Here is a 16,244-nt window from a genome sequence, read left to right as displayed (position 1 = left end):
GCGAGAGTGATGGGGCAGACGGGGGAAATTATGCGCCCGGCGGGGGGCGCATTAATAAAGGCTTACAGGCTGTAACACCCTGTTACAGCCTTAGGGTTGGTTATCTTTTTTACCCAGTTTATCCAGTAATTTGTCTTTCAGTTTATCTTTAGCCTGCTCTTTCACATCAGCCAGTTTGGCATTGAGCATATTTTCAATGCTGTCGCTGACAGTGCTGATATTGCTATCCTGCTCAGTCAGCAGTGCCGCCCAGTCCTGTTGCCCTGCCAACCCCTGTTGTAACCGGGCGTCCAGTTTCGCTTTAAGCTCGCTCTGGTACTGCGCAACCTTTTGTTTTGCTTCACCAAGCAGCGCATCACCTATGACTTTATCCAGTGACGAGCGGATGCTGACTTCAGGCGCACTGACCAGGCCGGTAGCGGCAACATTCAGTGGGATCTGCGTTTGTTTATCCAGTAATGCCGCTAACTGTTGCAGGTACTTATTGCCGCTGCTGCTAAAGTTTGCTGCTTTTAACAATACACTGGCTTGTTGTGATATCTGGTTATCTGTCAGGTTAAGCTTGCCGCTTGAGCTTATCAGGCCGTCGGTTATGCTTAGCGCCGTGTCGTCTTTACCCAGCGTCAGTGGCTGCAAGTTCAGTCCTTCAAGTTGCCAGCTCAGGTTTGTCACCATTTGCTGCAAAATAGCAAAGTCGCCCTGCAGGTTAAAGGCGGCTAATTGCGGCAGTTGTTTTACATCCAGCGAGAATTTTGTCGCGCTGTTTATCAGCGCGTGCTGGGCGGTGATATCCTGCATCGCAATGGTGGCTTCACCGCCACCGATTAACCAGTTTACTCTGGCCTGCTTTATCCAAAAATCAGGGTACGGCTGGCTGGGTAACGGCAGGATGCGATTGGGCAGCACGACTTCCGGTTCGCCTGGTTCGGTGCTTTGCTGTGGTAGCTCGTCAGGCAAATAAGGCTTTGCCAGCAGGTACAGGCTTTGTAACTGTGCAATACGTTGCCCCCAGACATCGCCGAGTAAAATCTGACTGATACCCGCCAGGCCGCCGTCACTGAGATTAGCCAATTGCTGCACTTTGGCATAATCGGCTTCACTGGCCGCTTTTAGTTCTGCTACTGCTTGTTGCAGGCTGTCTTTGCTTTGTGTTAGCTGCTGTTTTGCTTCAAGTACGCGCTGTTTTTCGGCGTTTAGTTTGTCTTTTAACTGTTGTAGTTGTTGCGCTTTGGCGGCCAGATCGGCGGCATTAGTTATTTTGCTGTCTGTCAGTGCTTTGATATCTGCCTGATACTGCTCCAGCGTGTCTTTACCTGGCAATTGATCTTTTATCTGTTTCAGCTGTTGCTGTTCTGACAGCGCGAGTTGTTTAAGTGCTTCAGCTTTCTCAGGCGTTTGCAGGTTAGCACGGGCTATCAGTTCATCCGCGTTGGGTAAATCCACCTGCAAAACGTCAGCGATATCGATTTTTTCGCCATCTGAACCCGGGGTGCGGTATACCTCACCGGGCTGGCGGCGCTGCGCGCCGTATTGCAGCCCATCGACGGTCAGTTCATTAACAACATAATAGCCAAGCAGTGCCGGCCACAGTTCCAGCGCGGCCGTTGCCTGGTTGAAACTGAAGCTGTTGTGGCTTGGATTCGCCGCGTCGGTAATTTGCAGATCTTCAACCTGTAATGCCAGCGGCGCCAGCTTAAGTGAAACACTGTTGATATTGACCTCGGCACCGACGGCTTTCTCCAGGCTGTAAACCATACCCAGTCTTATGGCCGGGCCAGCCAGTAAATATACCAACGCCAGCAGCGCCGTGAAGAAGATAATAAAAACTAACCAACCAGATTTACGTATCATGCCCGGCTCCTTAATTCAGCTTTTCATATAATGCAAACAACTTGCTGGCTTTGAGCATCTGCGTCAGTTTCCATTTCTCAACATTGGTCATTATCCGGTAACGGTATTGCTGAACCAGCACTTTACTGAGCCAGGCTACAGGCACCAGCAGCAGGGCACCCAGCACAAAGGCACCCAGTGTCAGCGTATGGTGCAAATGCAGCAGTTGCAGCGTCTCAGTTTCGGCAAGCCATGTCAGCAGGGTATCGTTTTGCGCGTATTGCCAGGTCAGCTGTTCCAGTGGATAAGCAAATAGCAGCATCAGGCCCTCTGTCAGGCCCCACACCAGGATAAAGGTCGTCAGGTTGATGGTGAGTAAACACACCAGCAACACAATTAGCAGGGTTAACAGCCCAAACGGCAGAATACCGACAAATAACCCCAGCGCAATGGCCCAGCCTATTTGCCAGGGCGAGGCCTCTGAATTCAGAACTTTAAGAATTTTAGCCAGCAGAGGTAGCATAAGCACTCCGGTAAACAGAAGGTACAATGTTGTTATATAAGGTAACAGTGTCTGCTTGCTTTGTCAGGGACAAAAAATGGGTTCAGTACCGGAAATAGCCTGATAAAAAATAAAGGCGCTGTTGTCAGCGCCTTTATCAGTAACAATTGGGGCGGGTTATGCCAGCGCCAGGAAGCCGAAGAACGCCAGCACTGCCGCTAAAAACGCATAAGGGAACTGCGTTAACGCATGGCTCATCAGGTTACAACCTGAACCCTGCGCCGCCAGTACAGTAGAGTCACTGTAAAAACAGGCCTGGCTGCCAAAAGAACTGGCCGATAACAGCGCGCCTATTACCAGTGGGATATCGGCTTCAACCGCAAACGCCAGTGGCATAACGATAGGAATAGACACGGCGAAAATGCCCCAGGATGAGCCGGTAGCAAACGCCAGTATTGCCATCGATAAAAACACCAGTGCCGGCAACAGCTGTGCGCTCATATAAGGTGCCAGGTTCTCGATGATGTATTGGGGTAAGCCAAGCTGATCGCAAACATCTTTAAACACAAAAGCGGCTATAACAGTGCAGATAGCCGGCAGCATGGTTTTAAAGCCGTGGATCATCTGATCCATCATCTCAGATACCGTCATTAAGCGCTGCAATAGATACAGTGGCAGCGTCAGCAGGAAAGTCACCAGCAAGCCTTTCCAGACGTCAATTTCAAACCATACAGTAAACCCGACCAGCATAATCATGGGCAGCAAAAAGTTATGCAGTTTGCCGGTTTGCTTGTCGGCCTGATCAAACTCTTCTTCAAACGACTGCACCGCAAAATCATCAGCCGAGTGCGTATCCTGTGCTGTAGTGGCGGAGTTCGGCGCATCGGTGGCGGCAACGGTGGCTTGTTGCGCAGCCAGTTCTGCCTTTTTCATCGGGCCAAACAGAGGCACCACGCCCAGGATCACCAGAATTACCATTACCATGGCCAGCCAGGCATACAGCATGTATGGAATAGCAGAGATGTAGGTTGCAATACCGCTGGCATCACCAGCTGGCGCTACATCGTTAGCGACTAGTAAGCCGCCAAAAAATACCGCCCAGGTTGAAATGGGAATAAGCACACAGATAGGCGCGGCAGTAGAGTCGACAACGTAGGCCAGCATCTCACGCGACACTTTATATTTGTCGGTAATCCGCTTCATGGTTTCGCCAACAGTCAGCGCATTTAAGTAATCATCGACAAAAATGACGATGCCAAGAAAGCAAGTCATTAACAGTGATGATTTTCGCCCCTTAGCAACATTTTGTGCCGCCCGGCCAAAGGCAAAAGCACCACCGGTATGCACCAGCAAGGCGATAAGCGAGCCAAAACCGCCACAGACCAGAATTAACCAACCAATCGTTTCATCCTGCATTACCCGCAGTGAGGTTTCGGCAAAATTATCTAACGCTCCTACCGGTGACAGCAGCAACAAACCAACGATGGCGCCCATGACCAGCGCCAAAATGGGCCGCTTTAACCAGATAGCAATAGCAAGTACAACAATAGGCGGGATTAAACTTAACGCACTTGGCGCAGCTGCGGCCGCTTCGGCCGCGGTCGCAACAGGTTCGGCGAGACTCTCGACCAAGGTATCTGCTGACATCATTTATTATTCTCAAAGTTATTCCGGCAGGCCGGATAAAAGTTAAGTGAACCGTTGCAGCAGATAACCCGAGTCAACGGAGCGGTTCCTTGCGGTATCAGCCGTGCTGCGCTTAAAAATGAGGCGCTAAACACCAGACTTTACTGCATAAATACGCAGTGCAAGCGTATTGTCAGCCAGTTGCCGAAATACCGCGCAATCATAGCAAAAATATTATTTTCTACAAATGGAATCTTTGCGCCAGCCCTTGCAGGCTAAAGCATTGCGGCGTAACTCAAGCCATAAAAAAGCCGGGTACTCAGACCCGGCTTTTTAGCTGTTCAAAGCGCTTACAGCGCGGCAATTTCAGCCTGCTGTGCTTGCAGTTTAGCAACCGCTTGCTCCAGCTCAGTTTGTTTGGCGCGTTCTTTTTCCAGTACGGCTTCCGGTGCCTTGGCAACAAAGCCTTCGTTAGCCAGTTTACCCGCTACGCGTGATAGTTCCTGTTGGGTTTTCTCAAGCTGCTTGGCTATACGGCTAAGCTCGGCATCTTTGTCGATTAACCCTGCCATCGGGATCAGCAAGTCCATGCTACCGATTAACTGGGCTGCACAGGCTGGTGCTTGCTCACCGGCTTGCAGCACTGTGATGTTTTCCAGCTTGGCCAGGTTCATCAGGAAGCTTTGGTTTTCGTTTAAGCGGCGCTGCTCTTCGCTGCTGACGTTACGCAGCAAAATGCTCAGCGGTTTACTTGGCGCTATGTTCATCTCACCACGTACGTTACGGATAGCCGTGATCACTGCTTTTAACCATTCCAGGTCGTTAGTTGCGGTGGCATCAATCAGGCTTTCATCTGCTGTAGGATACGCCTGCAGCATAATGCTGTCTGCAGTGATGTTTGCCAGTGGCTTAACGGATTGCCAGATGGTTTCGGTAATAAACGGCATTATCGGGTGCATCAGGCGCAGTAAGCTTTCCAGCACTGTTACCAGCGTATGGCGCGTGGCACGTTGCTGTACTTCGGTGCCTTTGAACAATACCGGTTTGGTCAGTTCCAGATACCAGTCACAGAACTGGTTCCAGGTAAACTCGTACAGGGCGTTGGCCGCCATATCAAACCGGTAGGTATCGATATACTGCCGTACTTGTTTTACCGTGCCCTGATACTGCGCCAAAATCCACTTATCGGCCAGCGACAGCTGCATCTCGCCGCCGTTAAAGCCGCAATCCTGATCTTCGGTATTCATCAGCACATAGCGGCTGGCATTCCACAGCTTGTTGCAGAAGTTACGGTAGCCTTCCAGGCGCTTCATATCCCAGTTAATATCACGGCCGGTTGATGCCAGGGCCGCCAGGGTAAAGCGCAGGGCATCGGTGCCGCTGGCAGTAATGCCTTCCGGGAACTGCTTTTCAGTGGCTTTGCCGATTTTCTCTGCCAGTTGTGGCTGCATCAGGTTACTGGTGCGTTTGGCCAGCAGATCCGGCAGGCTGATACCGTCAATCATGTCGAGCGGGTCAATAACGTTGCCCTTGGACTTTGACATCTTATCGCCGTTTTCATCGCGGATAAGGCCGGTAACGTATACGGTTTTAAACGGTACCTGTGGTTTGCCGTCTTTACCTTTAATAAAGTGCATTGTCATCATGATCATCCGGGCAACCCAGAAGAAAATAATGTCGAAGCCGGTTACCAGTACATCGGTCGGATGGAAGGTACGCAGTGCATCAGTATCTTCCGGCCAGCCCAGCGTAGAGAAGGTCCACAAAGCAGAGCTGAACCAGGTGTCGAGCACGTCGTTATCTTGTGAAAGCTTCACGTTGTCTGCCAGCTGATGTTTGCTGCGCACTTCTGCTTCGGTACGGCCAACATATACCTTGCCGTTTTCATCGTACCAGGCCGGAATGCGGTGGCCCCACCATAGCTGGCGCGAAATACACCAGTCCTGAATGTCGCGCATCCAGCTGTAGTACATGTTTTCGTATTGTTTAGGCACGAATTCGATTTGGCCGTTTTCAACCGCTTCAGTGGCGGTTTTCGCCAGTGGCGCAACACGCACATACCATTGGTCGGTTAACAGTGGCTCAATAACCACGCCACTGCGGTCGCCATATGGCAGGGTATTGTTATGATCTTCTACTTTTTCCAGTAAACCGGCGGCGTCGAAGGCGGCAACGATAGCTTTACGCGCAGCGTAACGATCCAGCCCCTGATATTCCGTCGGGATAGGCGCACTGACCGCCGGGTTGGCTTCACCGCTTGGGTGGAAGCATTCGCCTTCAGCGCGGATGGTGGCATCAGGCGTCATGATGTTGATCATTGGCAACTGACTGCGTTTACCCACTTCGTAGTCGTTAAAATCGTGCGCCGGGGTAATTTTGACGCAGCCGGTACCTTTTTCCATATCGGCATGTTCATCAGCAACCACCGGAATACGGCGGTTAACCAATGGCAGAATAATCTCTTTGCCAATCAGCGCCTTGTAGCGGTCATCGGCCGGGTTTACCGCCACGCCCGTATCACCCAGCATGGTTTCAGGCCGGGTGGTCGCCACCACCAGATAAGCTTTACCGTCAGCGGTTTTCGCGCCATCAGCCAGCGGATAACGCAGGTGCCACATATGGCCCTTTTGTTCTTTATTCTCAACTTCCAGGTCTGAAATTGCGGTATGCAGTTTCGGATCCCAGTTCACCAGGCGTTTACCACGGTAAATCAAGTCATCTTCATACAGTCGTACGAAGACTTCCTGCACGGCATTAGACAGGCCTTCGTCCATGGTGAAGCGCTCGCGTTCCCAATCAACCGAGTTACCTAAACGACGCATTTGCGAGGTGATAGTGCCGCCTGATTCGCCTTTCCACTGCCAGACTTTTTCAATAAAGGCATCACGGCCCAGCTCATGCCGGCCAGGCAAGCCTTCTGCTGCCAGTTTACGTTCAACCACCATTTGGGTGGCGATACCGGCGTGGTCGGTACCCACTTGCCACAGCGTGTTTTTGCCCTGCATGCGCTGATAGCGTGTCAGGGCGTCCATAATAGTTTGCTGGAAGGCGTGACCCATATGCAGGCTGCCGGTCACGTTCGGCGGCGGGATCATAATGCAGTAGTTGCCAAGGCTTTCGTCGCCACTGGGCTTAAAGTAGCCTTTAGCTTCCCATGCGTTATACATGGCCTGTTCTATTTCACTGGGATTAAACGTCTTTTCCATGATTTTACCTGTAACTCAGTTGGTGTTTACTGTTTGCGGCGTAACACCTAACTGGCGATAGTGCTTAAAACGCTCCCGAGCCTGCGCTTTTAACTGCGCATCTGCAGGAACAAATTCAATGATTTGGTTAAAACGGTTGGCAAACGCCGGCACGGTGTCGGCAAGGTTTACCAGCACGGGCCTGTTTTGCCTCGGGGCTTGCCAGCTTATTTCAACCGGGGCGCCATATCTTGGGCCTTCACCACTTAAGTTGTGCGGCACAAAGCGTTCTGCATCAAATTGCCACAATAACTCGTCAAAGGCTTCTGCCTGTTGCTGGTCGGCAGTATAAACGAAAACCCGTTGTTTGGCGCGGTACAAGTCGGCACATAGCTGACATGCTAAAGCAAAATGAGCTGGCACAGTGCTCAGCTCATTTTGTGGGGCTGTTTCATCTAACAGATAAAAGTTAACCTGCATCAGTTGTCCTGTTGCTGCCCAACCCGGTTAATTAAAAACTGTGTCAGCATAGGCACCGGCCGGCCGGTAGCACCTTTGTCCTTGCCACCACTGCGCCAGGCAGTACCGGCAATATCCAGATGGGCCCAGTTGTACTTGCGGGTAAAGCGCGACAGGAAACAGGCGGCGGTAATGGTACCGGCAGCACGGCCACCAAGGTTGCTAAAATCAGCAAACGGGCTTTCCAGTTGCTCCTGATAATCATCCCACAGCGGTAAACGCCAGGCGCGGTCGCCACTTTGCTCAGACGCATTCAAAATCTCATGCGCCAGTGGGTTATGGTTGCTCATTAAACCGGTAGCATGTTTACCCAGTGCAATAACGCAGGCGCCGGTCAGGGTGGCTACGTCTATTACCAGCTCAGGGTCAAAGCGTTCAACATAGGTTAACGCATCGCACAGTACCAGGCGGCCTTCGGCGTCGGTATTTAACACTTCAACCGTCTGGCCGGACATAGTGGTTAATATATCACCCGGCCGGTAGGCATTGGCATCGGGCATGTTCTCGGCTGCGGCCAGTACGGCTACCACATTGATAGGCAGGCTTAAATGCACCACTGCATGCATGGTACCCAGTACTGAGGCGGCGCCACACATATCGTATTTCATCTCATCCATGCCTTCGCCCGGTTTCAAACTGATACCGCCTGAATCGAAGGTTAAACCTTTACCTACCAGTACCACAGGGGCACTGTCATTATCTGCACCGTTATATTTAATCACTGCCATACGCGGGCCATTGACAGAACCACGGCCAACCGCCAGATAGGAGTTCATACCATGAGAGGCGAGCTCTTCCGGGCCTAACACATCGACACTGATTTTGGCTGAGCTTTCAGCCAGCAACTGCGCCTGGTCGGCCAGATACTGTGGTGTGCAGATATTCGGCGGCATGTTGCCGACGTCTTTACACTGCTTGATACCTGCTGCAATAGCCAGGCCGTGCTCTACTGCTTTTTCGCCGATGGTCAGATCGCGCCGTGTCGGAACATTGAATACGATTTTTCGCAGCGGGCGGCGGGTTTCATCTTTTTTGCTTTTCAGGCGGTCAAACACGTACAGGCAGTCTTGCGTGGTTTCTACCGCATGACGCACTTTCCAGTAGGTATCGCGGCCTTTTACGTGTAACTCAGATAAAAAGCATACGGCTTCCATCGAGCCGGTTTCGTTCAGCGTACTGATGGTCTTGGCAATAATCTGCCGGTACTGACGCTCATCCAGCTCGCGCTCTTTACCACAGCCAACTAATAATACGCGTTCGCTCAATACGTTAGGTACATGGTGCAACAGCAACATCTGGCCCGGTTTACCTTCCAGATCACCACGGCGTAACAGATTACTGATATAACCTTCACTGATTTTATCTAGTTGTTCTGCCACTGCAGAAAGACGACGTGGTTCATAAACACCGACAACGATGCATGCGCTACGTTGTTTTTCCGGACTTCCGCTTTTTACGCTGAACTCCATACTAACTCCTGATTCTAATAGACTGTGCTAACATGACCGGCACATTTATGGCCAAATTCTACCGTGAATTTATAAAAAAGCTCGGTTTTCTGTGCTGTTTGGTCGATAATAATTGCTATAAATATCAAGTTTACTGAAAAATCGCCAGGGTTCCAGCAAAAAGGCAGGTTTTTAGGGGGCGTTTTGATTATTTTTCGTTACCTGTTAGGTGAGGTTTTTAAATCTCAGCTGGCGGTATTTATCATTCTGATGACCATTATTATAAGCCAGCGCTTTGTCAAAATTCTGGCTGACGCTTCAGAAGGTGAAGTGCCCGGGCAACTGGTTATCAGCATCGTTGCGCTTAAATTGCCGCAACTGGCTGTAATTATACTGCCGCTCAGTGCCTTCGTTGGTATTTTGATTGCGTATGGCCGTGTGTACGCCGACAGCGAGATGACAGTATTGCATGCCACCGGCGTAAGTGAGTGGTATGTCACGCGGCTGACCTTAATACTGTCTATCCTGATGGCCTTTGTTGCCGGTAGCATTACCTTGTATCTGAGCCCGTGGGCAACAGAGCAGGAGTATCGCATTTTAGAAAAAGCTGACGCTAATGCCGGCTTACTGTCTGTGGTGCCGGGGCGGTTTCAGCATACATCAAACGAAAAAGCCGTCATTTTTGTGCATGATGTTGGACGCGGCAGTGACAGCGGCGAATTGTCACGGGTATTTGTTGCGCAAAATAGTGCCCGTGATGAGCAGGGCGGCCAGGCCATTGTTTATGCATTACGCGGCAACGTAAAAGAAGATGCCCGTGGCGGTCAGACGCTGCAACTGGCGCAGGGACGACGATACGCTGGCGACGTTGACTCTGCTGCGTTCGAAATTACGGAATTTGAAAGTTATCAGCTGCAAATCCGCGAACAGGAAGTAGAGCAGCGCCGCCGTAAGCTCGGCAGTGTTGCTACGACAGAGCTGCTACAGATGAACACCAACGAAGCACTGGCCGAATGGCACTGGCGTATTGCTATTCCGCTGTCTATTCCGTTGCTGACACTTATTGCTGTGCCACTAAGCCGGGTTAATCCGCGTCAGGGCAAGTTCGGCCGCTTGCTACCGGCATTGTTGCTGTACCTGGGCTACTACTCTTTGCTGATTATTGCCCGTTCCGCGCTGGAAGATGGCAAAATACCGGCACCGCTTGGTATGTGGTGGTTGCATGCCTGTGCGCTGACTCTTGGCGCAGTATTGATTTTGCGCAATCGTTCAGCGGCGCAGCGTTTCCAGGCCTGGCTGGCGGGAAGAAGTTAATATGCTGAAAATTCTTGATGTGTATATCGGCCGCACCATTCTAACTACCTCAATGCTGACGCTAAGCGTGTTGCTGGCTATCTCGGCTATGTTCAAGTTTATCGATCAGATGCGCTCGGTTGGCCGTGGTTACTACGATATGGTGCATGCCGCGCTATTCACTTTATACAGTGTACCAGGCGATCTGGTTACCTTTTTCCCGATGGCGGCATTAATAGGCGCACTGATTGGCCTTGGCATGCTGGCCAGCAGCAGCGAGCTGGTAGTAATGCAGGCTGCTGGTTTATCACGTGTGAACATTATCAGCTCGGTAATGAAAACCTCCGTGCTGATGATGTTGCTGGTAATGGCTGTTGCCGAGTGGGGGGCTCCGGTAACTGACAGGGCTGCGAGGGAGCTGAGGACCAAGGCGATATCTGATGGTAGCCTGTTTGCTGCACAGCAAGGTGTTTGGGCAAAAGATGGCGATAACTTTGTCAACATCCGTAAGGTTGATGACTTTGGTAACCTGGAGCAGGTGGTGGTATATCAGTTTGACGAGCAGTTGCAATTGCTGTCTATCGTCAGTGCCGGCCAGGCTGTATATAACCGTGATGCCTGGCAGTTAAAAGATGTCACCCAACTCGATTTTAGTGCCGAGCGTATTATCAGACAAACCTTGCCCGAGCAGCGTTGGCGCTCGTCTTTAACACCAGACAAGCTTGGCGTAGTGACGATAAAACCGGAAATGCTGTCACTAAGTGGCCTGAATGACTATGTCGACTACCTGAAACAAAACTCGCAGGATTCTCGCCGTTACGAACTGGCCTTATGGCGCAAAACGCTGCAACCACTGACCATAATTGCCATGTTGCTGATGGCATTATCATTTATCTTTGGCCCGCTGCGCAGCGTAACAATGGCTGCCCGGGTGCTAATGGGTATCTTAACGGGTTTTGCGTTCCACATGAGTAATGAGGTATTTGGCCCGGTCGCGTTGGTGTACCAGTTACCACCCTTGCTGGGAGCAATACTGCCAAGCGTACTGTTTATTGCACTATCGCTGTATTTTATGCGGAAAAAAGCCTAATGCTGATCATTTAAGCAGAATCGGTATGCCCTAAGCCAACCGTCTCAGCCCTGAATGGGCTGAGAGGAGCCCCCAGGGATTGGGTTCACGGCGTGTTGGTGTGGGTAAACCGATGTCAGCAGGAAGTTTAGCGGGCTGTTTTATGCAGGTTGATCAATTTGCTTTGTTCTTTAGTCAGTACAACTACCTGGGTGTTACTCAGCTGATCCTGCAGTGCCAGGCCTTTACCAAAGCGTAACCATAGCCATAAATTCCCAACACCAAACAGTGCTGTAATGGCGCGTAATATGGCCTGGCGTAAGGTTACAGCCTGACCATTTTGTTGCACTAACAGTAAGCGCCAGGCCCGCATACCCAGCGTCTGGCCGCCACGACACCAGAAATACAGGTAGAACCAGCAAAACCAGGCAACAGAGTACAGCTGAAACCACACTTTATGCCGGGCGATAAAATCGGCGTGGTCGGTATAGCTGGCCAGTGAAATTATGCCCACAGCGTTAAGTAGCGCAACCAGTACCAGTGCCAGCGCCATCGCCGCCATCCAAAGTGCAGCCAGAATCAGCCAGTCATACATCATTGCCGCTAAACGGCGAATTAACCCTGCGCGGGGTGCATCGGCAAACATAGTCATATCCGCTAGTAAAATCGGCGCAAGTGTAGCATGCAGCAAGGCTTTTTCGAAGCTGCTGTATTTTTGTGCAACTACACTGTTCTGTCACAAATTCGCTTGCGCTCAGTGATTCGCATCGTATAATGCAGGCGTTTACCTCAGAAATACCCCTCAGTGCCTGGGTGGCGAAATCGGTAGACGCAGCGGATTCAAAATGCAAAGCGTCTTAGGGGTGGGGTAGACATAACTCGTTGAATAGTCTACGATTCAGCAGTTATTAAAAGTGCAGGTTTCTTGCAAAGTTTTGCAAAGGTCTGTAACTAGGTTAGTTACAAAAGAAAAAGTCCTCTCAATGCCTGGGTGGCGAAATTGGTAGACGCAGTGGATTCAAAATCCACCGTTGGCGACAACGTGCCGGTTCGAGTCCGGCCCTAGGCACCATATTACTCAATAACTTAAATCTTTATGCTTTGACATTGTTTCCTAATTTGGTAATGTTCTAGTTACTAATTTCAAGGAAATTGCATGGATCGGCATCACCTTAAATCATCTTATCGCGTGAAGCTCATAAAGCATCTGCTTATTGGCGAATTACTCCAATTAACCAGGGCTAGTTTTAGCTATGATATTGAAATCTCCCAACCTTGAGATGGATAACCAAGGATGTGATCTTGCCGTCGACTACAGCTGTGTACCGAGCCATATTCTGCCAAATATTGTAAAACTAAATTCTAAGGCGCACGACCAGATAGAGGTTATTTCTGTTGGTTCTATGTCATTGGCATGCATAGTACCGGTTTCTTTTTTTTTTTTTGAGGCAAATTAGGCACTAAGCTACTAGATTTATCGAAGTTTAAGGATGCCAACCAAATCAAAGGCAATAAATATGGCGTAAGACCAGAACGGTTTGTTATCTGAAGAATTGGCAAAACGGCTTTCAATAGATACGACTATGCAGTTGAGTCAAATAAATTGTTGGTTTATAAATTCAGCCGAAATAGGATTGATAATGGATATAAGTTCGACGAAAGTCTCTAAAATTATTGTCCATAGGGTGGGAAATAAACTTCGTGACGAGGGGTTTTATTTGTCTCCTGTCGAATGCAATAGATCCAATACATTGGATGACTTGCTTTTAAGTAGCCTTCTATCTCCGGTAATAAGGAGAGGGGAGGAGTTCTTTCTGACGCATGAGTCTGACATCTCCTTAAACACCATTCACCATTATGCAAAAAATCTATTCTCAGACCCGAATCAATTTAAACAATGCAGTGAGGCAATAGCAAAGCACCTTTATGGATCTTCTGGTCATCCGAATATTGGAGGTGGTGAATTTATTATAATTCTTTTTGATGATGTAAGAGTTGATGACGTCTCACTGCAAGCATTGGGGTTGTTTAGGGTTGAAAGTAAAGATGACTACTTAGATGTGGGAGAGGAAGGCGGTGTTATTCAAGTTATTGAAAAACAGGGAGTGTCTCTCGATAAAGTTCAGAAGGGAGCTATTGTCTTATCTGATAGTAACAAGGTCTTCGTGATTGATAACTTAGGGCAAAAAACTAAATACTGGATCGAAAACTTCCTAAAAGCCTCCCCTGTCCAAACACCTAAAAAATTTGCTCAAGTTGCCGGCACACTGATTAAGGCAATATCTAATAAAGTGGAAACTCCAGGTAGTGCGATTGAATTTGCAAAACATATTGAGGAGCATCTAAGCGAATCGGAATCACTGTCATTGTCAGATCTAAGAAACATCTCTAAAGGTTACATCGATGACGAAAAATTGGACGAGCTTGTGAATGGTGCACATCTTAAATATGGAATAACGCTGGACGACAACGCACCAATAGAAAGTAAATATCTCTCAAAATACGCTAAAGATGTGGTCACTAAGGCGCGGATTTCTGAAGGTGTAAGTTTGTTGGTGTCGAACCCAGAAACAAAAATATCCTCAATAGAAGTTAAGGTTACAAAAGGCGGGTTTCGGGCTGTGGTGGATTTCGAAAGGAAAGGAGCGTAAAGATGGCTGGAGAAAAATCAAAGAAATCTGGTGAAATTGGAGAAGCTTTGGCTACAGCGCTTCTTGACCGAATAGGTTGGAAGCATCTAATCCACAATATCTCAATCAGCTGTAATACTCCCAGCCATGTAAACGATGAGGGAAAACCACGTCAAAGTCATGGAGAAGACCAGATTTACCTTTATAACAACCCTTTTCATGATGATCGTACTGAGTTTGTTCATGTGTCGAACAAGAATATCTTAGGAAGTTATCCAGCGGTTGGAACACTGAGAACGCAATTTAAAAGCCATATAAAAGAGTTAGGCCAGACTATTGATTGTGCTAAATACAATCAAACCCTGAGAGATATTGGAACAAACTTCAAGGCTAAGAAAAACCGCCACCACGCAGGGCTTCTGATCTGGCTCCATAATGATCATGAAGAAATTGATAAAAGCATTCTGGGTGATCTTGCTCATTGTAGACCCGATTCGGATTGTGATGCTCCTTTTTATGTGATTGACAATGGTAGAGCGTCTTTCCTCTTAAAAGTTGTAGATGATTTGAGGATGCGGGCAGTAGGGGGAGATTACGAATTTTTTTACCCAAGAATTGGTACATCAATAACTGTGAACGAGATGCGGACGGGAAAAGAGCTCCCACTTGAACTCATTGCTGCTGACATCATACCTGCTGTTGTGACAAAAGGTGAATCAAAAGAGTTAATTGTTTATGCAAATGAAAACTTTGATTCTAGTTCATACAAAAATCTAATGGCATATGGATTGAGCTTTGCATCAGGGTTAATAGGCAAAATTAAAATCGGCATGCCTAATTATAACCCTGCACGTGATGATGAATTAGCTAGACAAGCTAGACTAGCATTTCATAGTAGACCAGAAGAAATTTCTCCTTTTTCATTTAATCGCTCTATTCTTGACTTACTCCAGAAGGCTCCGCAATGATGATGAATTTAGATTCAAACTACTTGATTCCATTAGGTGCTGACCTGCGCGTCCTACTTAATAGCGAACACATTTCCTACGGTGAAGTTCATTTGGCTCTGAAAACAAAAGGAATCTTCTCTGGTAGTAATGATAAGTCAGCAACAGTCCCTCTTTTAGCTGCTACTATATTAACTCCGTCTGGTTATTCGGCACTAATTGATGCATCTGTTGACCGAGACTCAAAACCAAAAGTAAAAGTATCTTCCCTTGATTTGGTGAATACGGTTTCCGATTGGGTTACTCCCCTGAAAGAACTTTTTAATACTGACTTCAACCCGTTTACTGGTATTGAAAATATTGAAGTAATTGATGTTCCAGGAATAGTGGTTGAAGGAAAAGATAAAATCCGCATTCCGTTCTCAATTTCTCGCAAAGATTTCAGTAAAGATTGGACACAAAGAGAGCTTCGCTTTGATGGTGAAATCGCTATTGAGCGTCAAGGTAAAAATTTGAAGCTTGATTTCTCGTCAACTCATTCCTCTAAAGAAACAGAGATAATTAATAGACGAATGACAGCCCGTATATCCAAAGCCTTGAAAGAGTCTGGAGCTACAACTAGCGAAGTAGAGAGACGTATTATCTTTAACAGTTTTTCAAATGTCGAGCGGGTTCGTTTCTTCAAAAGATTAACTGGGGGTTATGGACGTTTTATCGAAAAGGGCAATGTCAATGATATGGAAATAAGTCGAGATATATCTGGACCACCACTTCCAAATGATCCGCAAGTGTCTTGGATGAACCAGACTGTTAAACGTCTTAAAATTGATGGAGAAAAACTGAACGATATCTTTTTGATAGCTGATGAAACGTATTATCCCTATTACCATGTGCAGAGAATAGATGTTACATTTAGATATGTTTCAGCTGCAAACACCGGTGAGTTTCGAGCTGGTTTCTTTTTTAGTACACCGTTGAAGGGTAAGACTGCCAAAGATGATGCTGAACTAACTTTCGAGGTATTACGAGTTACTCATGACCATTCTGTAAATTCAGATGCCAAAAGGGAATTGAATGCTCAGATTTCGCGTAATCTTAGAAGTCTTTTAGAGACAGAGTTCGAGCGAATAGTTGCTGAAAGGAACTAAATTTCTGTTAATTTAAAGAGGTCTATGATTAGACCTCTTTAACTCTG

General features: G+C 48.2%; 12 protein-coding genes and 1 tRNA gene. 6 read left to right on the top strand and 7 right to left on the bottom strand.

All coding sequences use genetic code 11. The annotated features are described in order from the left end of the window. Positions 1–90: 90 nt before the first annotated feature. The 6 genes from AC5SV9_RS07710 to pepA form a co-directional block, all read right to left on the bottom strand. Positions 91–1,851, bottom strand: coding sequence for a TIGR03545 family protein (locus AC5SV9_RS07710; protein WP_475147762.1), 1,761 nt, complete (start codon positions 1,849–1,851; stop codon positions 91–93). Between the two features lie 10 nt (positions 1,852–1,861). Continuing rightward, complete coding sequence (locus AC5SV9_RS07705; protein ID WP_475147759.1) at positions 1,862–2,353, bottom strand: TIGR03546 family protein; 492 nt, start codon at positions 2,351–2,353, stop codon at positions 1,862–1,864. Positions 2,354–2,509: 156 nt separating this feature from the next. After that, positions 2,510–3,982, bottom strand: coding sequence for a Na+/H+ antiporter NhaC family protein (locus AC5SV9_RS07700; protein WP_475147757.1), 1,473 nt, complete (start codon positions 3,980–3,982; stop codon positions 2,510–2,512). A 326-nt stretch (positions 3,983–4,308) separates the two neighbouring features. Further along, complete coding sequence (locus AC5SV9_RS07695; protein WP_475147755.1) at positions 4,309–7,164, bottom strand: valine--tRNA ligase; 2,856 nt, start codon at positions 7,162–7,164, stop codon at positions 4,309–4,311. Positions 7,165–7,179: 15 nt separating this feature from the next. Then, entirely contained in the window at positions 7,180–7,623 is a 444-nt protein-coding gene (locus AC5SV9_RS07690; protein WP_475147753.1) for a DNA polymerase III subunit chi, read from the bottom strand. Beyond that, positions 7,623–9,131: a leucyl aminopeptidase gene (pepA, locus tag AC5SV9_RS07685; RefSeq protein WP_134059227.1), complete on the bottom strand. Its 1,509-nt coding sequence runs from the start codon at positions 9,129–9,131 to the stop codon at positions 7,623–7,625. Before pepA ends, AC5SV9_RS07690 begins: the two co-directional genes overlap by 1 nt. Positions 9,132–9,314: 183 nt before the next feature. Here pepA and lptF point away from each other — a divergent pair, with 183 nt between their 5' ends. Together lptF and lptG are read left to right on the top strand one after the other, a co-directional pair. Beyond that, positions 9,315–10,424 carry an LPS export ABC transporter permease LptF gene (gene lptF, locus AC5SV9_RS07680; RefSeq protein ID WP_475147750.1) on the top strand — a complete coding sequence of 370 codons (1,110 nt, stop codon included), beginning with the start codon at positions 9,315–9,317 and terminating at the stop codon, positions 10,422–10,424. Between the two features lies 1 nt (position 10,425). Next, a complete protein-coding gene (gene lptG, locus AC5SV9_RS07675; RefSeq protein ID WP_475147749.1) occupies positions 10,426–11,493 on the top strand; it encodes an LPS export ABC transporter permease LptG in 1,068 nt (355 codons plus the stop codon). 127 nt (positions 11,494–11,620) lie between these two features. Here the strand turns inward: lptG and AC5SV9_RS07670 are convergent, their stop codons facing one another. Continuing rightward, a complete protein-coding gene (locus AC5SV9_RS07670; RefSeq protein ID WP_475147748.1) occupies positions 11,621–12,118 on the bottom strand; it encodes an RDD family protein in 498 nt (165 codons plus the stop codon). Between the two features lie 339 nt (positions 12,119–12,457). Here AC5SV9_RS07670 and AC5SV9_RS07665 point away from each other — a divergent pair. The 4 genes from AC5SV9_RS07665 to gapS4b all read left to right on the top strand — a co-directional run bounded on the left by AC5SV9_RS07665 (position 12,458) and on the right by gapS4b (position 16,197). Then, positions 12,458–12,544: transfer RNA gene (locus AC5SV9_RS07665), tRNA-Leu, on the top strand. Between the two features lie 568 nt (positions 12,545–13,112). Continuing rightward, positions 13,113–14,123, top strand: a complete 1,011-nt coding sequence (locus AC5SV9_RS07660) for a nucleoid-associated protein (RefSeq protein ID WP_475147747.1) — start codon at positions 13,113–13,115, stop codon at positions 14,121–14,123. Positions 14,124–14,125: 2 nt separating this feature from the next. After that, positions 14,126–15,070 carry a GapS4a family protein gene (gene gapS4a / locus AC5SV9_RS07655; protein ID WP_475147745.1) on the top strand — a complete coding sequence of 315 codons (945 nt, stop codon included), beginning with the start codon at positions 14,126–14,128 and terminating at the stop codon, positions 15,068–15,070. Continuing rightward, positions 15,067–16,197, top strand: coding sequence for a GapS4b family protein (gene gapS4b / locus AC5SV9_RS07650; RefSeq protein WP_475147744.1), 1,131 nt, complete (start codon positions 15,067–15,069; stop codon positions 16,195–16,197). Before gapS4a ends, gapS4b begins: the two co-directional genes overlap by 4 nt. Positions 16,198–16,244 lie beyond the last annotated feature (47 nt).

The sequence above is a fragment of the Rheinheimera sp. ATLC3 genome (genome assembly GCF_059429535.1).
This window is presented reverse-complemented; position numbering and strand designations above follow the sequence as displayed.

What these genes read in the sequence shown, in the direction of transcription:
- AC5SV9_RS07710 (WP_475147762.1), bottom strand. Translation starts at nt 1,851, where the DNA reads ATGATACGTAAATCTGGTTGGTTAGTTTTTATTATCTTCTTCACGGCG.
- AC5SV9_RS07705 (WP_475147759.1), bottom strand. Translation starts at nt 2,353, where the DNA reads ATGCTACCTCTGCTGGCTAAAATTCTTAAAGTTCTGAATTCAGAGGCC.
- AC5SV9_RS07700 (WP_475147757.1), bottom strand. Translation starts at nt 3,982, where the DNA reads ATGATGTCAGCAGATACCTTGGTCGAGAGTCTCGCCGAACCTGTTGCG.
- AC5SV9_RS07695 (WP_475147755.1), bottom strand. Translation starts at nt 7,164, where the DNA reads ATGGAAAAGACGTTTAATCCCAGTGAAATAGAACAGGCCATGTATAAC.
- AC5SV9_RS07690 (WP_475147753.1), bottom strand. Translation starts at nt 7,623, where the DNA reads ATGCAGGTTAACTTTTATCTGTTAGATGAAACAGCCCCACAAAATGAG.
- pepA (WP_134059227.1), bottom strand. Translation starts at nt 9,131, where the DNA reads ATGGAGTTCAGCGTAAAAAGCGGAAGTCCGGAAAAACAACGTAGCGCA.
- lptG (WP_475147749.1), top strand. Translation starts at nt 10,426, where the DNA reads ATGCTGAAAATTCTTGATGTGTATATCGGCCGCACCATTCTAACTACC.
- AC5SV9_RS07670 (WP_475147748.1), bottom strand. Translation starts at nt 12,118, where the DNA reads ATGTTTGCCGATGCACCCCGCGCAGGGTTAATTCGCCGTTTAGCGGCA.
- AC5SV9_RS07660 (WP_475147747.1), top strand. Translation starts at nt 13,113, where the DNA reads ATGGATATAAGTTCGACGAAAGTCTCTAAAATTATTGTCCATAGGGTG.
- gapS4a (WP_475147745.1), top strand. Translation starts at nt 14,126, where the DNA reads ATGGCTGGAGAAAAATCAAAGAAATCTGGTGAAATTGGAGAAGCTTTG.
- gapS4b (WP_475147744.1), top strand. Translation starts at nt 15,067, where the DNA reads ATGATGATGAATTTAGATTCAAACTACTTGATTCCATTAGGTGCTGAC.